This window comes from Bordetella genomosp. 1, assembly GCF_002261335.1.
In the GTDB taxonomy this organism is placed as follows: Bacteria; Pseudomonadota; Gammaproteobacteria; order Burkholderiales; family Burkholderiaceae_B; genus Bordetella.
Genome location: NZ_NEVL01000003.1, coordinates 165,012 through 184,243, shown reverse-complemented (window position 1 = coordinate 184,243; position 19,232 = coordinate 165,012). Strand labels below are relative to the sequence as shown.

Annotated in this window: 21 protein-coding genes; 7 read left to right on the top strand and 14 right to left on the bottom strand. The window is 68.5% G+C overall.

Going from position 1 to position 19,232, the window contains the following annotated elements; genetic code table 11:
- Nucleotides 1-10: 10 nt before the first annotated feature.
- The gene (locus tag CEG14_RS09330) at nt 11-964 is read right to left on the bottom strand and encodes a TauD/TfdA dioxygenase family protein (protein ID WP_094826106.1); all 954 of its coding nucleotides are present in this window, start codon (nt 962-964) and stop codon (nt 11-13) included.
- Between the two features lie 164 nt (nt 965-1,128).
- On the opposite strand from CEG14_RS09330, the gene CEG14_RS09325 reads away from it, so the two are divergent.
- The gene (locus tag CEG14_RS09325; RefSeq protein ID WP_179280571.1) at nt 1,129-1,995 is read left to right on the top strand and encodes an ornithine carbamoyltransferase; all 867 of its coding nucleotides are present in this window, start codon (nt 1,129-1,131) and stop codon (nt 1,993-1,995) included.
- A 66-nt stretch (nt 1,996-2,061) separates the two neighbouring features.
- On the opposite strand, the gene CEG14_RS09320 is transcribed toward CEG14_RS09325, so the two are convergent.
- The 4 genes from CEG14_RS09320 to CEG14_RS09305 form a co-directional block, all read right to left on the bottom strand.
- Nucleotides 2,062-2,841, bottom strand: a complete 780-nt coding sequence (locus tag CEG14_RS09320) for a 1,6-dihydroxycyclohexa-2,4-diene-1-carboxylate dehydrogenase (protein WP_094826104.1) — start codon at nt 2,839-2,841, stop codon at nt 2,062-2,064.
- Nucleotides 2,842-2,856: 15 nt separating this feature from the next.
- The gene (locus CEG14_RS09315) at nt 2,857-4,200 is read right to left on the bottom strand and encodes an MFS transporter (protein ID WP_441299863.1); all 1,344 of its coding nucleotides are present in this window, start codon (nt 4,198-4,200) and stop codon (nt 2,857-2,859) included.
- Between the two features lie 88 nt (nt 4,201-4,288).
- Complete coding sequence (gene catA, locus CEG14_RS09310; RefSeq protein WP_094826103.1) at nt 4,289-5,224, bottom strand: catechol 1,2-dioxygenase; 936 nt, start codon at nt 5,222-5,224, stop codon at nt 4,289-4,291.
- Nucleotides 5,225-5,272: 48 nt separating this feature from the next.
- A complete protein-coding gene (locus CEG14_RS09305; protein ID WP_094826102.1) occupies nt 5,273-6,418 on the bottom strand; it encodes a muconate/chloromuconate family cycloisomerase in 1,146 nt (381 codons plus the stop codon).
- A 332-nt stretch (nt 6,419-6,750) separates the two neighbouring features.
- On the opposite strand from CEG14_RS09305, the gene CEG14_RS09300 reads away from it, so the two are divergent.
- Both CEG14_RS09300 and CEG14_RS09295 read left to right on the top strand, forming a co-directional pair.
- On the top strand, nt 6,751-7,197 hold the full coding sequence (locus CEG14_RS09300) for a hypothetical protein (protein ID WP_094826101.1): 447 nt from the start codon (nt 6,751-6,753) through the stop codon (nt 7,195-7,197).
- A 474-nt stretch (nt 7,198-7,671) separates the two neighbouring features.
- Nucleotides 7,672-8,352 carry a hypothetical protein gene (locus CEG14_RS09295; protein ID WP_094826100.1) on the top strand — a complete coding sequence of 227 codons (681 nt, stop codon included), beginning with the start codon at nt 7,672-7,674 and terminating at the stop codon, nt 8,350-8,352.
- 129 nt (nt 8,353-8,481) lie between these two features.
- On the opposite strand, the gene CEG14_RS09290 is transcribed toward CEG14_RS09295, so the two are convergent.
- From CEG14_RS09290 to CEG14_RS26320, 8 genes are all read right to left on the bottom strand, one after another.
- The gene (locus CEG14_RS09290) at nt 8,482-9,852 is read right to left on the bottom strand and encodes a hypothetical protein (protein WP_143277185.1); all 1,371 of its coding nucleotides are present in this window, start codon (nt 9,850-9,852) and stop codon (nt 8,482-8,484) included.
- 469 nt (nt 9,853-10,321) lie between these two features.
- Nucleotides 10,322-11,386: an RNA methyltransferase gene (locus CEG14_RS09285; RefSeq protein WP_094826098.1), complete on the bottom strand. Its 1,065-nt coding sequence runs from the start codon at nt 11,384-11,386 to the stop codon at nt 10,322-10,324.
- A 296-nt stretch (nt 11,387-11,682) separates the two neighbouring features.
- Entirely contained in the window at nt 11,683-12,120 is a 438-nt protein-coding gene (locus CEG14_RS09280; protein ID WP_094826097.1) for a universal stress protein, read from the bottom strand.
- Nucleotides 12,121-12,272: 152 nt separating this feature from the next.
- Nucleotides 12,273-13,091, bottom strand: a complete 819-nt coding sequence (locus tag CEG14_RS09275; protein ID WP_094826096.1) for a siderophore-interacting protein — start codon at nt 13,089-13,091, stop codon at nt 12,273-12,275.
- A gap of 54 nt (nt 13,092-13,145) precedes the next feature.
- Nucleotides 13,146-13,946 (bottom strand): PadR family transcriptional regulator, encoded by an 801-nt coding sequence (locus CEG14_RS09270; protein WP_179280617.1) that lies wholly within the window; start codon nt 13,944-13,946, stop codon nt 13,146-13,148.
- Nucleotides 13,947-14,435: 489 nt separating this feature from the next.
- Complete coding sequence (locus CEG14_RS09265) at nt 14,436-14,690, bottom strand: hypothetical protein (protein WP_141243303.1); 255 nt, start codon at nt 14,688-14,690, stop codon at nt 14,436-14,438.
- Nucleotides 14,691-14,949: 259 nt separating this feature from the next.
- Entirely contained in the window at nt 14,950-15,102 is a 153-nt protein-coding gene (locus CEG14_RS09260) for a DUF3309 family protein (protein ID WP_094826093.1), read from the bottom strand.
- A gap of 87 nt (nt 15,103-15,189) precedes the next feature.
- Nucleotides 15,190-15,354 carry a hypothetical protein gene (locus CEG14_RS26320; protein ID WP_176461447.1) on the bottom strand — a complete coding sequence of 55 codons (165 nt, stop codon included), beginning with the start codon at nt 15,352-15,354 and terminating at the stop codon, nt 15,190-15,192.
- Between the two features lie 144 nt (nt 15,355-15,498).
- Here CEG14_RS26320 and CEG14_RS26315 point away from each other — a divergent pair, with 144 nt between their 5' ends.
- Nucleotides 15,499-15,654, top strand: coding sequence for a hypothetical protein (locus tag CEG14_RS26315; RefSeq protein ID WP_179280570.1), 156 nt, complete (start codon nt 15,499-15,501; stop codon nt 15,652-15,654).
- A 168-nt stretch (nt 15,655-15,822) separates the two neighbouring features.
- On the opposite strand, the gene CEG14_RS09255 is transcribed toward CEG14_RS26315, so the two are convergent.
- Nucleotides 15,823-16,008 carry a hypothetical protein gene (locus CEG14_RS09255; RefSeq protein WP_094826092.1) on the bottom strand — a complete coding sequence of 62 codons (186 nt, stop codon included), beginning with the start codon at nt 16,006-16,008 and terminating at the stop codon, nt 15,823-15,825.
- A 182-nt stretch (nt 16,009-16,190) separates the two neighbouring features.
- Between CEG14_RS09255 and CEG14_RS09250 the strand changes: the two genes are divergently transcribed.
- The 3 genes from CEG14_RS09250 to CEG14_RS09240 are packed head-to-tail and all read left to right on the top strand — an operon-like array spanning nt 16,191 to nt 19,223.
- Nucleotides 16,191-16,946 (top strand): endonuclease/exonuclease/phosphatase family protein, encoded by a 756-nt coding sequence (locus CEG14_RS09250; protein WP_094826091.1) that lies wholly within the window; start codon nt 16,191-16,193, stop codon nt 16,944-16,946.
- The gene (gene clsB / locus CEG14_RS09245; RefSeq protein WP_094827463.1) at nt 16,946-18,199 is read left to right on the top strand and encodes a cardiolipin synthase ClsB; all 1,254 of its coding nucleotides are present in this window, start codon (nt 16,946-16,948) and stop codon (nt 18,197-18,199) included. Before CEG14_RS09250 ends, clsB begins: the two co-directional genes overlap by 1 nt.
- Before the next feature lie 25 nt (nt 18,200-18,224).
- On the top strand, nt 18,225-19,223 hold the full coding sequence (locus CEG14_RS09240; protein WP_094826090.1) for a lysylphosphatidylglycerol synthase domain-containing protein: 999 nt from the start codon (nt 18,225-18,227) through the stop codon (nt 19,221-19,223).
- The last annotated feature ends 9 nt before the right edge of the window (nt 19,224-19,232 follow it).

Genomic DNA, 19,232 nt, shown 5'->3' with positions numbered 1-19,232 from the left:
ACTCCTGCGTTCAAACCAGCGCCGGCTCGGCCTCGGGCCGCACCGGTGTCAAAGCGTCGAAACGGCCGCCGGCGATCGCCTGCGACTCGCGGCCATCCACTCCGACCGGCACCTCGCCGGCCAGCGTGATGCGATACAGCACCCGCTCGGCGTCCAGGTAGGCGAAGTCGCCCGGGCCCTGGTGCGCGGTGGCGCGGTTGTCCCAGAAGGCGATGCTGCCGGGCGCCCAGCGAAAGCGCGCGGTGTACTCGGGTTGGGTGATGGCCTCGAAAAACAACGCGAGCAGATGGCGCGATTCGGCCTCGCTCAAACCCACGATGCGGCGTGTGAAGCCCGGATTCACGAACAGCGCGCGTTCGCCCGTGTCCGGCAGCACGCGCACGACCGGGTGCTCGGCGACACGCGGCTCGGCGCGCACGCGCTGGGCGTAGACGGTCTCGTTGTCGAAGTCGCCGTTGTAGCCACCGAACTGATGGCGCGCGCGCAGGCCGTCGGCCAGCGCCTGCAGCGGCGGCGACAGGTGACGATAGGCCGCCACCAGATTGGTGAAGAGCGTGTCGCCGCCGTATTCGGGCACCTGCTCGCCGGCACGCAGAATGGATGCCGCCGGCGGATTGACCACGCCGGTCACGTCGGTGTGCCAGCGCTCGCCGCGCCTTCCGCTGGTCGAGTGCGACGAGATCGTGCGGATCTGCGGAAAGCCATCGGGCGGGTTGGCATCGTAGGGATGCGCGCTGGTGGGCCGGCCGAACAGCTCGGCAAACGCCAGATGCTGCGCGTGGTCGATGTGCTGGTCGCGAAAGAACACCACTTTCCAGCGCGCCAGCGCCTGGCGGATGGCCGCGACCTGGTGCGGCGCAAGCGGCTGGCGTAGATCCACGCCGTGGATCTCGGCGCCGGTGAAGACGGAAAGCGGCCGGATCTCGATGCCGCCCGCATGCTGTGTAACGCTGTCCTTGCCCATGGTTGCCACCCTTTGCGGTGAACTGTCATGCGGCCAAGATACGATCGCGCCCGCGCCCGGGCGAAATACCGATGCGCAATACCTACATGACCGGGCAGCGTCGCGATGCGCACAGCCAGCATTCATGCGGCACAATGCCCCATCCTCGAAAACCGGATATGGATATGCAAGCCCCGTCCCGCGACTTTCTGGCGCTGAATACCCTCGACACGCGCGAGCTGATGACCCTCATCGAAGGCGCGCAGGACATGGCGCGCTGGTGGCAGGCGCGCCGCATGCCGCAGGCGCTGGCGGGGCGCAACGTGGCCCTGCCGCCGCCCGCCTCCTGGCGCCACGTCAGCGCGTTCGAGCTCGGCATCAAGGCGATGGGCGGCACCTGCGCCACCGTGGCGCCCGACTGGGGCGACGCCACTCAGGCGTCCAGCGCGGGCGCGGTGCTGGGCGCCTGGTTCGACGTGATCGTGGCCGGCGCGCAGCAATTGCCCACGCTGGAAGCGCTGGCGCAGGCCGCGCCCTGCCCCGTCATCAACGCCGGCACCTGGCGCAACCAGCCGCTGCCGGTGCTGGCCGACCTGGCGTGGCACCTGCACCGCCATGGGCGGATCGACGGCATCAAGGTGTGCGCGGTGATGCCCGACTGCGCGCGGCTGCAGTCCTGGCTCGAGGCCGCGGCGCTGCTGCCGATCGACGTGGTGCAGGTATATGCCGCGCCCTGGCTGGCGCTGCGGCCGGCGCCCGCCACCCGCTTTCGTGCCACCAGCGACGTGGCCGAGCTCGCGGATGCCGACCTGATCGTGACCGCGCCGGCGCCGCGCGACGCCGAGCGCGCGCTGCTGGCGGGCTACCGCATCACGCCGGAGCGCCTGGACGGCCTGCGGCCCGACCTGGATTTCATCGCGGTGGCCGAGCCGGCCGCCGACACCGTCGACCCGTCCGCGCTCGCGCACAAGAGCTGCACGGGCCCGGCGGCGCTGGCCTTCGGCCTGCACGCCCAGAACGCGCTGCTGGAATGGGTGGTCGGCGGCTTGTGAGCGGATTGCGGGCGGCGGCGGCCGTCGCGGTCACGGCCGCCGTCTCTGCGCGGTCTCTGCCGACGCTCAGCCCAGATGCCCGCCCGCCACATACATCACCTGACCGGTGATATAGGAGGCCTCCGGCGCGGCCATGAAGCAGATGGCGGCCGCCACCTCCTCCATGCTGCCCATGCGATGCATCGGCGTGCCGGCCAGGCAGTCGGCGTACATCTCGCGCTGCCAGGCCTGGTCCTGCTCCGATGGCGCCTCGGTGTTGCGCGGGATGGCCCGCACGCCGTTGTCGAGCGCGCCCGGCGACACGCAGTTCACGCGCACGCCGCTCTCGGCCAGCTCCAGCGCCATGCAGATCGTGGCGGCATGCACCCCGCCCTTGGACGCCGAGTACGGCACGCGGTAGATGCCGCGCGTCGCGTTGGAGCCGACGTTCACGATGGCGCCACGGCCCTGCGCGCGCATGACCGGGATCACCTCGCGGCACGACCACAGTGTGGGCCACAGCGAACGCGTCACCTCGCGCTGCATCTCGTCGGGCGTGTACTCCCAGAACGGCTTCATCCAGATGGTGCCGCCCACGTTGTGCACCGAAACGTCGATGCGCCCGTGCGTGTCCATCGTGTACTGCACCATGCGCTGCGCGCCGGCATGCGTCTCGAGGTCGGCATCGATGAACGAGGCCTGGCCGCCCGCGTCGCGGATCTCGCGCGCCACCGCCTCGCCCAGCTCGGCCGCGCGATCCACCAACACCACGGCGGCGCCCTCGGCGGCCAGGCGCCGGGCGGTGGCCCGGCCCACGCCCTGGGCCGCACCCGTGACCAGCGCAATCTGATTTTCAAAGCGATTCATTGCCCTGCTTCCTTCTCAATGCGCGCGCGACAGGTCGCCCGCGACGGGCCGCGCCGATTTGGTGTCCACCGCGAGCACGGCCAGCAAGGCGCCCGCCAGCGGAATGGCCAGCACCATGAAGAAGCCCGAGGGGCCGAACCAGCCCAGGAAGCTGCCGCCGATGGCCGAGCCGATGATGGCGCCCGCGCGGCCGATGCCGATGGACCAGCCGGTGGCCGTGGCACGCAGCGCGGTCGGGTAGGCGCCGATCACGAGGTAGTTCAGCGCCAGCTGCTGGCCGCCGATACCCAGGCCGGCCGCGCCGATCAGGATGAACACGAGCGTCCAGTCGGTGCCGGCATAACCCAGGCCGAGGGCCACCGCGATGCCGAGCGCGAACATCGCGATCAGCAGCGAGCGGGTCGGCACGCGCGGCATCAGGTACGACAGCGGGATCGCGCAGACGATGAACACGAGGTTGACGGTGAAAGTGCCCATCGGCGCCTGTTCGGCCGGCAGGCCCGCCGCCTTGAGCACGGTCGGAAGCCACGACAACAGCATGAACCACGCGACCCAGTTCAGCAGATAGACCGACCAGATCGCCAGCGTCTTGCGGGCATAGCCGTCGGCGAACAGGGCCTTCACGCTGGCGCGGATCGTCGCATCTTCCGGCACGGTGTAGCGGGTGCCGGCGGCCAGCGGCTGGCGCGAGATCTTGGCGAGGATGCGGGCCACGTAACCCTGCCCTGCGGCGTCGCCGCGCATCGCCTTGAACTGCAGCGACTCCGGCAGCAGCAGCACCAGGGCCAGCAGCAACAGCAGCGGCGCCACGCCGCCCACGATGAAGATGCCTTGCCAGCCGATCACCGGCAGCATGCGTGCGGCCAGCAGGCCGCCCAGCATCGCGCCCGCCGGCAGGCCGAGCAGGACACCGGTGATGACCGTGCCGCGCAGGCGCGCCGGCGCGTATTCCGCGGCCAGCGCGAGCACGATGGGCGTGCATCCCCCCATGCCCAGGCCGGCGATGAAGCGCAGCGCCAGGATGTGCCAGGTCTCGGTGGCGCCCGCGGTGAGCAGCGTCGCCAGGCCGAAGACCGCCACGCCGATGAGGGCGGCCGGACGGCGGCCGATGCGATCGCCGACCAGGCCCAGCGTCATGGCGCCGACGGTCATGCCGACGATGCCGGCGGTGAGGATGGGCGCCAGCGCGCCCGCCTCGAGCTTGAAGGCGGCGAGAATCGCCGGCCCGGTGAATGCCATCGCCTGGGTGTCGAAGCCGTCGAACAGTGCGATCAGAAAGCAAAGAATCAGGACGCGCCATTGAAAGGCGCCCATGCGCTCCTGGTCGATCAGGGTCGGTATGGAAAGCGTTGCTGCCATGTGAGTCTCCTCGGGCTCGCGCATCGCGCGTTATCGGTATGTTGTGTTGGGCGTCGGCGCCGCGTTCCCCAACGCGACGCCGCCGCAATCAGGCCTGCGCGGAGGCGCGCAGGCGATGAACGATCTGGTTGTCCTTGCCCTCGACCTGGCCGGTGAGCACGACGTCGAACACGATCTCCTTGTAGGCATCCGACTTCAGGCCCAGCGCTTCGCCGCCGGTCTTCTCGACCACCTTCGGGATCAGCGCCTCGCGGGTGGCGTAGGCGAAGTCATCCCAGATGAGGGGATCGCCCTCGATGTTGAACTGCGTGGTCAGCTTGCGGTGGCCATCGGCGCTCACGAAGAAGTGCACGTGGGCGGGACGATTGCCATGGCGGCCGAGCGCGTCCAGCAGTTGCTGGGTAGCGCCTTGCGGCGGACAGCCGTAGCCCACCGGCATCAGCGTCAGGAACGCGTACTCGCCGTCGGCGCCCGTCTTCACGGCGCCGCGCAGGTTGAACTCGGTCTGCGCGCCGGTGGGATCGAAGTGCGAGTAGAAGCCCTTGGAGTTCGCGTGCCAGCACTCCACCAGCGCGTTCGCCAGCGGCGCGCCGTTGGTGTCGGTCACCTTGCCGCGGATCACCAGCGGACCCGCGTCCGGATCGGGGTTCACGTCGATGCGCGACACGCCCTCGCGCACCGGCGCGCCGGCCACGTAGAGCGGGCCTTCGATGGTGCGCGGCGTTCCGCCGTCCAGGCCGGCCAGCGCATCCTCGTGATCCATGCGGATGTCGAGATACTTCTCCAGGCCCAGGCCGGCAGCCAGCAGCGCGGCCTCGCCGTCACGCCCGAGCTGGTTGAGGTAATTGACGCCTGCCCACACCTCGTCGGGGGTGATGTCCAGGTCGTCGATCGCCTTGAAGAGGTCGCTCAGCAGGCGATTGAGGATCTGCTTGAAGCGCGGATTGCCCTCGCTGCCGGCGATATTCGTGGCGGCGGCCAGCAGGTCCTGGGTTTCCTTGCCGTTGAACACGTTGAGGCTCATGTCTTGTCTCCAGTCGGTTATCTGTCTGTGTCGGGGCGTGCCCCGGATTCAATGGTTGCGGTCGGTGACCTTAATCAGCCCGTCGCGGGTGTAGCGTTTGACCTTCTCGTCGTCGAGCGAGATGCCCAGGCCGGGGCCGTCCGGCACGGTCAGCGCAAAGTCGTTGTAGTCCAGCGGTTGCGTCAGGATCTCTTCGGTGATGAGCAGCGGGCCGAACAGCTCGGTGCCCCACTGCAGCTGGGCGAAGCTGGCAAACAGCTGTGCCGAAGCGATGGTGCTGATGGCGCCTTCCAGCATGGTGCCGCCGTAGAGCTCGATGCCGGCCGCATCCGCGATCGCCGCCACGCGCTGGGCCGCGAACAGCCCGCCATTCTGCTCGATCTTGATCGCGAACACGTCGGCGCCGTGCTGGCGCGCGATCTCGAACGCGCTTTCGGGGCCCTGCAACACCTCGTCGGCCATCAGCGCGACGGGGAAGCGGCGCATCAGGCGCGCCAGCGCCGCGGCGCTCGCCACCGGTTGCTCGACGAGCTCGCAGCCGGCCTGCGCCAGCGCCGGGATCGCCCAGGCCGCCTGCGTCTCGCTCCAGGCCATGTTCACGTCGACGCGCACGGCGCCGCGGTCGCCCAGCGCCTGCTTGATGGCGGCCACGTGCGCGATGTCGGTTTTGGGATCGCGCGCGCCGATCTTCAGCTTGAAGACGCGGTGCCGGCGCGTGTCCAGCATCTTCTCGGCCTCGGCGATATCGCGCGCAGTGTCGCCCGACGCCAGCGTCCAGGCCACCGGCAGCCGGTCGCGGCGGCGTCCGCCCAGCAGCTCGCTCACGGACACGCCGAGGCGCTTGCCCTGGGCATCGAGCAGCGCGGTCTCGATCGCGCTCTTGGAAAAATGGTTCACACGGACCAGCTTGCCCAGGTGGGCCATCAGGGCCTGGATCCGGGTCGCGTCCTGGCCGATCATCGCCGGGGCAAAGTACGCGTCGATCGCCAGCTTCATCGCCTCGGGACTTTCCGGCCCGTAGGCCATCCCGGCAATCGTGGTGCCTTCGCCGATCCCGACCACGCCGTCGCTGCAGTACACCTTCACCAGCATCAGCGTCTGGCCAAACATCGTGGCCACCGACAGCTTGTGCGGGCGGATGGTCGGCAGATCGACCAGGGAGGTTTCGACGCGTTCGATGGTTGCTGCGGACATAGTGGATACGGCAAGGTTGGTGGTCACAGGATCGCTTTATATGACCGCCGCCGCAGCAGCGTCCAATACTTAATGGGTCATTTCCATACCCATAGGGTATGGATTGGGGTTCACCCCTATACTGTATCGGCGATGTGGAAGCGCATACCTTTGGGGTGCAAGCGCCGCTTCCGGATCGCTGACGGCGGGGTCACGCAGCCCAGCGCGGCAGCGGCAGGCTCACGCCGCCGTCGCGTCAACGCGGGGAGTGGGCATTTGGATGCGCCCGCAACCGTTTCGACATCGGGGCCATCACGGGTAAGCTACGCAAAATCCTGAAGCGGAGACAGCGAATGAACCGTACGTGCAAGGCGCAATCTTTTTGGCGGCATGGAACGCGGGTCGCGGCATTCGCCGTCGTGGCCACCCTGGCCGGATGCGCGTTCTCCCCGGCGGCGTGCAATGGCTTCGGCCCGGGCAAGGTCGCCTCCCTGGCCGTTCCGGCAAACACGCCCACCGAAAAAGTCTTCGCCTGCCTGGAACAGGAAACCATCGCCCGGAGCGACGGCGGCTACCTCGTCGACAAAGGCGTCCCGGTGCGCGACGCCGCCAACGGCATCTTCGAAACCGAACAGTTCAACGCCCAGAACGTCTCCGGCTTCCGCCTGCGCGCCCAGCTCCGCCAACCGTCCACCCTCGCCCTCTCCCTGCGCGGCGCCGGCGCCTACTGCGCCGACCTCGGCGTAGACAAGGAAATGACCCGCCTCCAGCAAGCCCTCACCGCCTGCCTGCAACGCTGAAAACAAAGGTGTCAGACTGCATTTTCATAAAGGAGTCAGACTGCATTTTTCGCAGCGGCCCGACTCCAAACAAAGGTGTCAGACTGCATTTTTTCCGACGCGGCCCTTTCAAACAAAGGTGTCAGACTGCATTTTCCGTGTCGCCTGTGCGCCGGAACAAAGGTGTCAGACTGCATTTTCTCGGGTTCGCTGCGCCGCTGAAAATGTAGTCTGACACCTTTGTTCGCATTTCTTCCGGGCGTCTCTCACCCCCGTGCCGGCGCCTTCGCCTCGCGCCTGAACGCACCTCGCCCGCCTCGCGCTCGCCCCTGCGCGGCAACCGTCAAAAAGGTGTCAGACTGCATTTACCGCGCGTCGTCGTGTCGCGATAAATGCAGTCTGACACCTTTGTTTCGTGTTGAACCGCCGGCCGGTCGACCGGCTTGTGGCAACATGCGACGGCCTCTGTTTTCGCCGTAAGGATGTCCGCCCCTGATGAGCACCGACCTCAGCCCCAAGCTCAAGAAACTGGTCCGCAGCGCCAATGAAAAAGGCCATTACGCGGTGGAAGCCGTCGCGGCCCGCTTGCTCACCGAACCGCAATCGCTCGACCACCAGATCAACCTGGTCGGCGCGCTGCACGAGGTGGGATCGCTGAAGAATGTGTTGGCGCCGTATTGGCAGGCCTGGCGCGGCGATGCGTCGGCGTGGGCCGGACGCTGCGTCGCCCGGCTGACCACGGCCGACCACGATGGCTGGGCGCTGGCCGCCCTGCTGGCGCTGCCGCACGACACCGTCATCCGCGCCGCGCGCGCGGCGGGTTTCGAGATCGTGTCGCTGCGCAAGTCGGACCGCTGGGACAAGCCCGCGCTGCACATCGCCACGCTCGCCCTGGCACCCAAGACCGGGCTCGAACGCATGCTGGTGCCCGTGCTCGAACTGGGTTGGGACGCGGCCTCCGGCGAGCTGGCCGACTGCGTGCGCGCCCGCGCCGCGCTGCTCGATCAGCAGGGCAAGCACGAAGGCTCATTGGTCGGCCGCGGCAGCATGGCCTACTTCTGCCGCGCGGCGCTGCCGCACGGCGTGTGGCGCTCGGTGTCGCTGCCGTTCGAGATCACGCAAGACGAGGTCCTGCCGCAGCAAACGCTGGTGATGCTCGCTGAGCAGACCGCATAAAGAAAGCGCGGGCGCCGGCCCAGCCGCGCGCACCGCACGGTCTCGCAGGTTGCGGCCGGCATCGTCGAGCCTGCCGGAGCGAGGCCGGCGCACGCGCCATCCTGGCGAGGACAGCGCCCGGCCCGGCCTTCAGTTCGAGCGCGGCGGCTGCGGCATCGACAACGTGATCTCGTCCACGTAGCTGGCGTAGACCGGGCCGGCCAGGGTCAGCTCCGTCTTGTCGCTGCCGGCGCGCGTATCGAGCCACTGATAGTCCGTTGGCAGCACTTTCCGGCGCACGTCGATGTCCAGCGCGGCTGACTTATTGTCGTAGGGAAAACGCACGTTGATCCACGCGCCGCCAATCACGCGATTGACCGTGCGGCGGCTGTCACCGATCTTCAAGCCCACGAATCGACCCGCGAACGGCGCGCGCACGGTGATGGCCTTCACGCGGTTCTCCGCATCGAACCTGATGTCGATACCCTGCTCAGGAAAATCGAGCTTGCTCTCCCCGGCATTGCCCACGGGCACCGGCACACGCGGAGTGGTGAAGCCCGTCTGCACCGCCTCCAGCGTGTCACCCAGCCGCGCGGGCACGTCCTTGGAGCTCAGCGCTTGCTTGACCTCCTCGACAGGCGTGTCGCCGAACCGCTTGCGATAGGCCTCGACCTGCAGCGCGAGCGCCGCCCGGTCGCGGTGCACGTCGTCAGCCAGCCAGTCGCGCATGAACTCCCGGGTGGACGGGCTGGTGCAGTCGATGCGATCCGACGCGTTCTGTTCGGCCAGCGACTTCGATTTCTCGATGAAGGCACGATCGTCGTCGCCCAGCAGCGTGGGCGCCTCCTCGAAACGGAAGCGCCGACCCGGATCGTCGCAGGCCGCCGCGTAGAGGTTGAACAACGTGCCATTGGCGTAGATACGGGCGACCGAGGTGGCGATGTCGTCGCGCAAGACGACCTGATCGACCGACGCCGCGCGCTGCTCGACGCGGGCACGCGACGCCTTGTCGAGTTCGGGCGCAAGCGAGCGGGCGCCCGGCTCGGACGGGCCGAACAGACGCGTCTTCAGTTCCACGAATTCGCGGCCCAGCTCCACCTTGTAGAAGCCCGATGTCTGGCCGATCTGGAAGATGCACAGCGCCGCGGCCAGCACCGCCAGCACGCTGCGCAACCACCAACGCTGCGGTTCCCCATAAGCGCCATCCTTGATCAGCATCTTCACCGCCATGACCAGGCCCGCGATCGCGAGTATCAAGCCCAGGATGTTGAAGCTGGTGTCCTGCACCACCCGACCGTTCACCGTCGTCTGTTGCGACGTGCCGAGAAACAGCCAGAATGGCAGCAGGCCGAGAATCAACGCGACCACCGGACGGCGCAAGCGATACCACAGGCTGGGTTGGGTAAAACTCATACAGCAGGTTCTCCCTGTTTCGTGCTGGCGCTGGCGCACGGCGGCCAGCGAATTGATGAGGCAATGCGCCCGCAGCGTCGTGTTGCCGCGACGCGCGAGGTGGCGCATTCGTGTCTTGCGGAGCCGGAAACCCCGACCGACTTGCGGGAAAACCGGGCGTCGGCGCGTGCCGGACGGCTGGCAACAGCCTGCCGTGCCGGGCACGCGGAAGGCGAGCTTCCCCACGGTTGCGCGCGCAACGGAACACTCGCACGACTTGTCGCTGGAGATGGCACGGGAGCAGCAAACACGCGTGATGGCCGCCACCCGCACGGATTGCATGCGCGCGCATCGAGCGCCCGACCGGCGCGCTTCTCACGACGCAATGCGCGTCGTGCAGGTCCATTCACAGGCCGGGGAACGCCGATTCTAACGAAAGATAGGGAAGCATGCCGCGCCCGCCCCTGCGGCACGCGGCGCGGCAGAGATACAGTCACGTAGGCTGTGGGGGCACAGCGATGGGAAATGGCCTGAGTGAAGCGGTGTGGTTGCGCCCGCAACGGATGCGCGCGCCAGTCGTGTAGCCGGCTTGCGCGGCCTACCGGGCCTGCGCTGCGTCGGCCGTGGCGCTGCGCGTGCGTCGCAGCTGGACCACCTGTTCCGAGCCCACGGCGCGGGCGCGCAGCTGCCCACAGCCGGCGTCCACGTCCTGACCGGCGCTGTTTCTCACCTTCACCAGCACGCCGCGGCTGTGCACGTAGCTGACGATCTCACGGATTCGATCGGGCTCGGGGCGTTCGTAGCCGCCCCCTTCCAGCGTATTGAACGGAATCACGTTGAGCACGCAATATTTGCCTTTGAGCAGGCGCAGCACGGCGTCGAGTTCGTCGTTGCCGTCATTCACGCCTTTCAGCAAGGTCCACTGGTACTGGATCGGGTAGCCACTGTCCCGCGCATACTGCTCGCCCATTTCGACCAGATCCTCGGGCGCGATCTTCGGGGCGCGCGGCAGCAGATGCTCGCGCAGCTCGGCCTTGGTGGTGTGCAGCGACAGGGCCAGCGCGGGTTTCACGCGTTGGCGCGGCAGCGCGTCGAACACGCGCGGATCGCCCACCGTGGAGAACACGAGGTTCTTGTGGCCGATGTTGCCTTCTGTGCCGAGCAGATCGATTGCCTCGAGCACATTCTCGAGATTGTGGGCCGGCTCCCCCATGCCCATGAACACGACCTTTTTCACCGGCCGCTGCCGGCGCGCCAGCACGACCTGGGCAAGGATTTCCATGCTGGAGACCTGACGGATCAGGCCGCTCTTGCCGGTCATACAGAAACGGCAACCAACCGCACAGCCGACCTGGGTCGACACACAGAGCCCGTCGCGTGGCAGGAGCACGCTTTCCACCATCTGCCCGTCGGCAAGCTCGACCAACAGCCGGGAGCCGTCGTGACCCGTGTGCTCGGCGCGCACCCGCGCCAGGCCATCGAGCTCCGCCGTCAGGGCAGGAAGCGCGTCGCGCAGGGCCAGGGGCAGGAAATCCTCCGCCTGGCGCCGGCGCGTACCGGTGTCGAGAGGCTTTCCGTCCAGCCAGACGCGCGCCACCCGGCCGCGGTGTACGGGCCGGGCGCCAAAGGTGGCGAGGCGTTGGTCGAAGTCAGAGAAGCGCATGGGGACCGGATTTTACCGGACTGCGGACCCGGCCGCCGCCGGGTGCTGCCGGCAGCGCTCGCGCCGGTCGCGCCGTCACCATGACCGGGCGGCGTGTACGAAAAAATGCAGTCTGACACCTTTGTTTGTCGGGACGTGGCGTCGATAAATGCAGTCTGACACCTTTGTTGGGGCTGATGCTGCAGCGGAAAATGCAGTCTGACACCTTTTCGGGGTGGGGACCGGACGCGCGGGAGTGGGCGGCACAATGAAAACGGCCCCGCTGGGGGGCCGTGGGAATGCCGGGGGTGGCGGACTTAGCGGTAGACCAGCACCGGCAGGTCGATGTTGGCCAGCACCTTCTGCGTGACGCTGCCCAACAGCACGGCGCCCAGGCCGCTGCGGCCATGCGAGGCGATGGCGATGAGATCGCACTGGCGTTCGCGGGCCGTCTTGACGATGGCTTCGGCGGGGCTCATCGCCGTGAGCGCGACGACTTCGCACGGAACACCGGAGCTCTGGGCGCGTTGGCCGGCCTGGGCGAGCCAGCTTTCGGTCTGCCTGCGCTGCTCGTTGTCGTACTCGGCCAGCGTGGCGCGCAGCTGGACCGACTCTCCGCCGGGCGGATGCAGCGGCTGGATGACGCTGACCAGCGTGACCCGGGCGCCCAGCTGCTGCGCAAGTGCGAGCCCCTGGTCGACGGCGCGTTCTGCCAGATCGGAACCATCGGTGGGGATGAGGATGTGCTTGTACATATCGGTCTCCTTGATGGGGCGGACCCCGCCGGTCCGCACCTCTTGATACTACGGTAGCGCGCCGGGCCCGAAAACCCTTTGCGCCCGATCAAGTCGACTGCAAGCTATCGGTCCGCGCCGCGACAGCGCGTGGCGCGCCCCCCGGTCGGCTTTCATTCATCTATCGATTCGTGCACACCGGCCGCGCCCTGCTTCCAATAGCTCGATGCGCGGATGCGCTTCTTGTCGAGACCGTGGCGCTCGACCAGCACGCGGCGCACGTCGCGCGCGACGGCGGATTCGGCGGCCGCCCAGGCATAGCCTTCACCTTCGGGCAGCGTCAGTCCCGCGACCGCGTCGGGCAGCCCGGATTGCGCGGCGCCGTTGCGATGCAGCCAGACGATGCGGGTGTCGGCGCGGCTCGCAAGCGGCAACACGGCCTGCGCGTCGGTCACCTCGATCACGGCGATGGCCTTGACGCCGGCCGGCAACTCCTCGAGGCGCCGTGCGATGGCGGGCAGCGCGCTGTCGTCGCCGATCAGCAGGTGCCAGTCGAAGGCGGTCGGCACGACGAAGGAGCCGCGCGGGCCGCCGATGGCGAGCGCGTCGCCGGGCTGCGCGGCGGCGGCCCAGGTGGTGGCGGGCCCGCTGGCATGGATGACGAAGTCGATGTCGAGCTCGCGCCGGGCGCGGTCGAAGCGGCGCGGCGTGTAGTCGCGCGCCAGTGGCTTCTGGCCGTCGGCCGGTGGGATCACGCCCTGCTCGCCCAGCGTGGGCAGCACCGCGGGCAGACCGGGTGCGGCGGGCAGGAAGACCTTGACGTGGTCGTCGAAGGAAGCGGAAACGAAGTCGTCCAGGTCTTCGCCGGTCAGGGTGACGCGCAACAGGTGCGGCGTAAGCGACTCGACCCGTTGCACGCGCAACTGGCGCAGCTTGAGGGCGTGGCGCACGCGTTCGACGGCGAGATCGGGACGTTGAGAGATGTCAGTCATGCGAAATTCCAGGTTGCAATAGGCCCGCCGCGGCGGGCGGAGGACAGACGCGCATCACGCGCCCTTGGCCGCGGCCACAGCGGCCTCGCCGCCGTCCTGTTCGAGGATCGCGCGGGTGGCGCGTTCGAGGATGGCCGCGATGCGACGCTGCTCGCCGGCGGGCGCCCCGCCGCGCCGAACCAAGGCCTCACGCAGCGCAGCGCGCGCGGCCACGAACTCGGGCGTCCAGCCGGTCGCGACGTCGGCGCCGTCCGCGTCGAGCACGGGCGGCTCCGACTGCATGGCACGCTGGATCCAGGCCATCTTGCGGCCGATGTGCGCGAGCTTGGCAAACAGCAGTTCCACCTGATCGCGCTGGGTCTCGAGGTGTGCCGAGCCGGTCGGCGTGAGCGCGTACCGCTTGCGGCTGCCCTCGGCCTGCGCGGTGGCGTAGCCGGCCTCCTCGATGTAGGTCAGCGTGGGATAGATCATGCCGGGGCTAGGCGTGTAGTACCCCTGGCTGCGCTCGCCCAGCGCCTTGATGAGCTCGTAGCCGTGGCTCGCGCCCGCCTCGAGCAGCGCCAGCACCATCAGTTGGAGGTCGTCGGAGGAAAACTTGCGGCCGCGGTTCCAGCTGTCGCCGTCACTCCCCCGCCCGCCACGGCCATGACCGCCGCGACCGCCGTGGTCGCCGTGTCCGCCGCGACCGCCGTGGTCGCCGTGGTCGCCATGACCGCGCTCCGGCCCGCCCGCCGCGCAGTGGCGCCGAGCATGCGCGGGCGTGCAGCCATGCTGCCGGCGCCCCTCATGCCCGGCGTGCGCATGCCGCGGTCGGCCCGCCCCGGCATCCCCGGGAACGACGGCATTGCGCCCCATGGCGCGCATGAATGCAGCGAGAAAGTGCATGTGCTGACCTACCTATGTCTTACGATATAGATCGTACGATATATCTTAAGATATGTTTTGGCAAGTCCTCCACCGCGTCCGCGCACGGCATGACGCCGCCTCCTCCAACAAAGGTGTCATACTGCATTTATCAGGCGGCGTGCATGCGGAACAAAGGTGTCAGACTGCATTTATCCCGACGGGAACACGCAGAAAAAAGGTGTCAGACTGCATTTTTCGTCCGGCTCGTTTCCGGAAAAATGCAGTCTGACACCTTTGTTTGGGCCGACGCGGCTGCGGAAAATGCAGTCTGACACCTTTTCGTGGGGCTACGCGGCCGCGAAAAAATGCAGTCTGACTCCTTTTTCGGGGCCAACGCCGCTACGAAAAATGTAGTCTGACACCTTTGTTCGCGGTGACGCCCTGGTTCGCGCGGACGGCGCTGGGTCGCGCGGACGGTGGCGGGGCGCCGCGGGGGCGCTACAGCAGGCCGAAGCTGGGTTCGCCGGTGATAGGGTGCACGTCGAGCACCGCGGAGAGCACCAGGCGCGAGTGGTTCAGCGCCTCTTCTTCCGTGTCGAATACCACGTTGCGCGGCAATGGCCACGTGCTGGGGAGGCCCTTGGACTGCGGCTTTTCCACGCAGAGTTCGATGGCATAACGGCCGTTCGGGGTGTTGATGATCTTGCAGTGCACACGAAACGGCCCGAAGTCCCGCCAGACGCCTTTACTCACGATTGCGAAATCCTTATTCAGTGAAGGGGGTTCCTGCGATATCGGGCGGCGGAAGCTCTGGCTCATCGCCTGAGACTTGCCCCAAGCAGCCGACCCGCCCAGCGCATTCGCGCTGCGCGATGCGGGCTGCCTGCTCCGCCCTTGGTTGCGCGCGAAACGAATGTCGTGGCGACACAACCGACTCGATGCTGACGCAGCCCGCAGCCCGAAGGCTGCGGACGGCGACGGTGGGCGGCACGCGCGTGCGTGCCGCCCGAATTCATAGCCTGCCCATCAGGACCAGGACCAGCAGCACGATGACCACTACGCCCAGCAGGCCGCTCGGGTAGTAGCCCCAGCCGGAGCTGTACGGCCAGCTCGGCAAGGCGCCGATCAAGAGCAGAATCAGAACGATCAGAAGTATGGTGCCCATCTCACTCTCCTCAATCAGGTGGCGGTGCGGTTCGAATGGCGCGCGGGTCCGCCCCCAGGCCCGCGCACGCGTCACCGGGTGGTGCGATCAGCGCTGCTGATTACCCTTGCCCGAGTCCTGCTGGCTGCCCTTGTTGCCGGACTGGCCAGGTTGCTGAGGCGCGTTGCGATCACGCATGTTTTCCTGCGATTGCTGGCGCTGGGCCGGGTTCTGCGGCTTTTGCTGGTCGGGCTGCTGACGCTGCTGGCTCATGGTGTGTCTCCTTGAGATGGAAGGCGGAACACTCCGCCGTGGATCACACCGCAAGCGGCATGCCCGAACCCGCGCATCCCGGCCACGCCACGCGGCATAGCGCTTGCAGACGACTGGGCGTCCCCTCTCTGGAGCTCGCCCCCCATGCCCGCGAACCCGCAGCGCCGTCCGCCGCCACCCGTTCGATACGAGACGCCCAAGCCGCGTCTGCGCCGGGCCGCCACGATCTGGTTGATCGCCGCAGCGATGCTGGCAGGCGTTGCCTTCCTGGCGCGCTGGCTGGGCGGGCTGGGACAGTGATCCGCACCTGGCGTTGGCGAGGTCGGCCGTAAACGCGGCGCGCGCTCCGCCCCTATCGACGCCGCGCGGCGCGAGCGGCTCAAGAACAGCACGCGCCGCCAGCCTCCAAAAAAGACGCGGCGGCGGGATCCAACCCACCGCCGCGCGTCTGTCTTCGCCGTCGCTCCTTCACTGCACCTGCTTCGGCGCCTCCTGGTCACCGGGCGGCAGGTCGACCTCGGGCTCGTCGCTGTCGGGATCCACCGGCAGGTCGCCCGGGGGCGAGCCGGGCGGGATGGGCTCGGGCTTGGGGGGCACGTGAAGGTACTGGGGTTGCGGCGCGAAGCTGTCGCTGGGAAGCATGAGATGCAACATATCGGTCTCCTTGAAGGACGGCCGGCGCGGCGCGCCTGTCAGCCAGAACTCCGCAATGCATAAGCAAGCGCCATGCCTGCCGCCCGTGGGCACGGCGCTTGCTAAGTGGGCGCAACGCCATTGCCGGAGCCTGCCGCATGCCTTTCCCGCCCCCCGAGTCTGTCCATCCCGAAGTCGGCGACATGCCGCCGCACGGCCCGGGCACGCTCAAGGTCCTGACCGTCAACACCCACAAGGGATTCACCCAGTTCAACCGCCGCTTCATGCTGCACGAGCTGCGCGAGGCCCTGCGTCAGGCCGCGCCCGACGTGGTGTTTCTGCAGGAGGTGCTGGGCGAACACCAGCGGCACGCGGCGCGGCACGCCGACTGGCCCACGACGTCGCAATATGAATTCCTGGCGGACTCGCTGTGGCGCGACTACGCCTACGGCCGCAACGCCGTCTATCCGCATGGCCATCACGGCAACGCGGTGCTGTCGAAGTATCCGATCGTGAAGTACGACAACCACGACGTGAGCGAAGGCAAGCACGAGTCGCGCGGACTGCTGCACTGCGTGCTGGCGGCCGGCGCGAAGGGCGAGCACGTGCACACTGTGTGCGTGCATCTCGGCCTGCGCGAATGGCAGCGCCGCCGCCAGATGGCGCGCCTGTGCCAGCTGATCCATGGCCTGCCCGAGGGCGAGCCGGTGCTGGTGGCGGGCGACTTCAACGACTGGCGCCTGAACGCGGAGCGCACCATGCGCGGCTGCGGCGTGAGCGAGGTCTACGCCACCCGCTACGGCCGCCCGGCGCGCACCTTCCCGGCGCGCTGGCCCTTCCTGCGCCTGGACCGCATCTATGTGCGCAACGTGCGCAACTGGCGCGCCCTGCCCCTGGCCTCGCGGCCCTGGTCGGAGCTGTCGGATCACGTGCCGCTGGCCGCGGAGATCGCACTATGATGAACCTGCCCTGGCGCGCCAACAACGAATTCAAGCTGCTGATCAACGGTGGCGACTACTTTCCGGCCGTAAACGAGGCCATCGCCCGCGCCGAACGCGAGGTGCTGGTCGAGACCTTCATCCTGTTCGACGACGAGGTCGGGCGCGAGTTGCGCCAGACGCTGATCGATGCCGCCCAGCGCGGCGTGTCGGTGGATCTCACCGTCGACGGCTACGGCTCCGACGAGCTGAGCGAAGAGTTCATCTCCGGCATGACGCAGGCCGGCGTGCGGCTGCACGTGTTCGATCCACGCCCGCGCCTGCTCGGCATGCGCACCAACCTGTTTCGCCGGATGCACCGCAAGATCGTGGCGGTCGACGAGACGCTCGCCTTCATCGGCGGCATCAACTTCGGCGCGGATCACCTGATCGAGTCGGGCCCCGAGGCCAAGCAGGACTACGCCGTGCGCATCAGAGGCCCGCTCGCCACCGACGTGGCCAACTACGCGCGTGCCGCGCTCGGACCGCGCCAGCGCCGGCGCTGGCGCCGCCGTCCGGCCGCCGAGGCAGCGCCGGGCGCCGACGGCGTGGGCCGGCTGGTGGTGCGCGACAACGACGCGCATCGCACCGACATCGAACGCTACTACCGCGCCGGCATCCGCTCGGCGCGCGAAGACATCCTGATCGCCAACGCGTATTTCTTTCCCGGCTACAACCTGCTGCGCGACCTGACCAAGGCGGCGCGGCGCGGCGTGCGGGTGCGCCTGGTGCTGCAGGGCCAGCCCGACATGCCGGTGGCCAAGTACGCCGCCAGCATGCTGTACGACTACCTCGCGCGCGCCGGCGTGCAGATCTACGAATACTGCGAGCGGCCGCTGCACGGCAAGGTCGCCTGCGTCGACGGCGCCTGGAGCACGGTGGGCTCGAGCAACCTCGATCCGCTCAGCCTCGCGCTCAATCTCGAAGCCAACGTGGTGGTGCACGACGCCGGGCTGAACCGGGCGCTGCGCGAATCGCTGGAGGCGCTCATCAGCGAGCACTGCAAGCTCGCGCCCAAGCCGCCCCAGGCCGCGCGCAAGCTGCGCCGGCTCTGGTTCGGCGTGGTGATCTATCACTTCCTGCGCCGCTTCCCGGCCTGGGCCGGCAACCTGCCCGCCCACAAGCCGCGCCTGAAGACGCTCGGCCGCAGCCAGACCAGCCAGCACGCCGACGCGCAGCCGGGCGCCGACACGCTGACCGACGCCGCGCCGCGCACCGGCCCCGAAACTTCTTGACGCGCCAGGCGCGGGCAGAACCGACATGAGACACCTACGAACCCACACGCTGCACCGGCTCCGGCGCCGTTGCCGCGCCCACTGGCCGGCCATCAAGCGCACCCTCATCGTCGTGGTGCTGCTGGTGGTCGCGGGCCTGATCTTCCATGTGGCGCGCAGCATCGACTGGCCGCAGGTCTGGCGCGCCATGCGCGACATCCCGGCGCGCAACATCGGCATCGCCTGCGCGCTGGTGGTCGCGGGCTATGCCGCCTATGCCAGCCTGGACCTGCTCGCGCAGCGCTACACGCGGCACAAGCTGCCCTGGTCACAGGTGGCGGGCGTGGCGCTCATCAGTTATGCGATGAACCTCAACCTCGGCGTGCTGGTGGGAGGGCTGGGCATGCGCCTGCGCCTCTATGCCAAGCTCGGCGTGCGCAAGTCGGTCGCAACGAGGGTCGCGCTGTTCTCGGCGGCCACCAACTGGATCGGCTATGCGTGGATCGGCGGCGCCGTGTTCGCGGCCGGCGCGGTGCCCGTGCCGGCCAGCTGGGAGATCGGCAAGGGCGTGCTGCGCATCGTCGGCGTGGTGATCCTGATCCTCGCCGTCGTCTACGTGGCCTACTGCGCCCGCGCGCGCCAGCGCAGCTATCACCTGTTCGGCCAGCACCTGGTGCTGCCCGGCGGCCGCATGGCCGTGGCGCAGAGCCTGCTGGCCGCGCTCTCGTGGGCCATCATGGGCGGCATCATGTGGGTCCTGCTGCAGGGCAAGGCCGACTACGCCGCCGTGCTGGGGGTGCTGCTGTGCACCAGCTTCGCCGCGCTCATCACCCGCATTCCCGGCGGCCTGGGCACCACCGAAGCCATCTTCGTGGCGGCCTTCTCGGGCCAGCTGCCCACCTACCAGGTGCTGGGCGCCGCCCTCACCTATCGCGCGCTCTACGCGCTGGTGCCGCTCGCGATCGCGGTGCTGTCGTACGCGGCCGTGGAGACCCGCCTCGCCCTGCGCAGGCGCCACGGCGGCGCCCGCCTCGGGTCGTCGTAGCAGACGCGG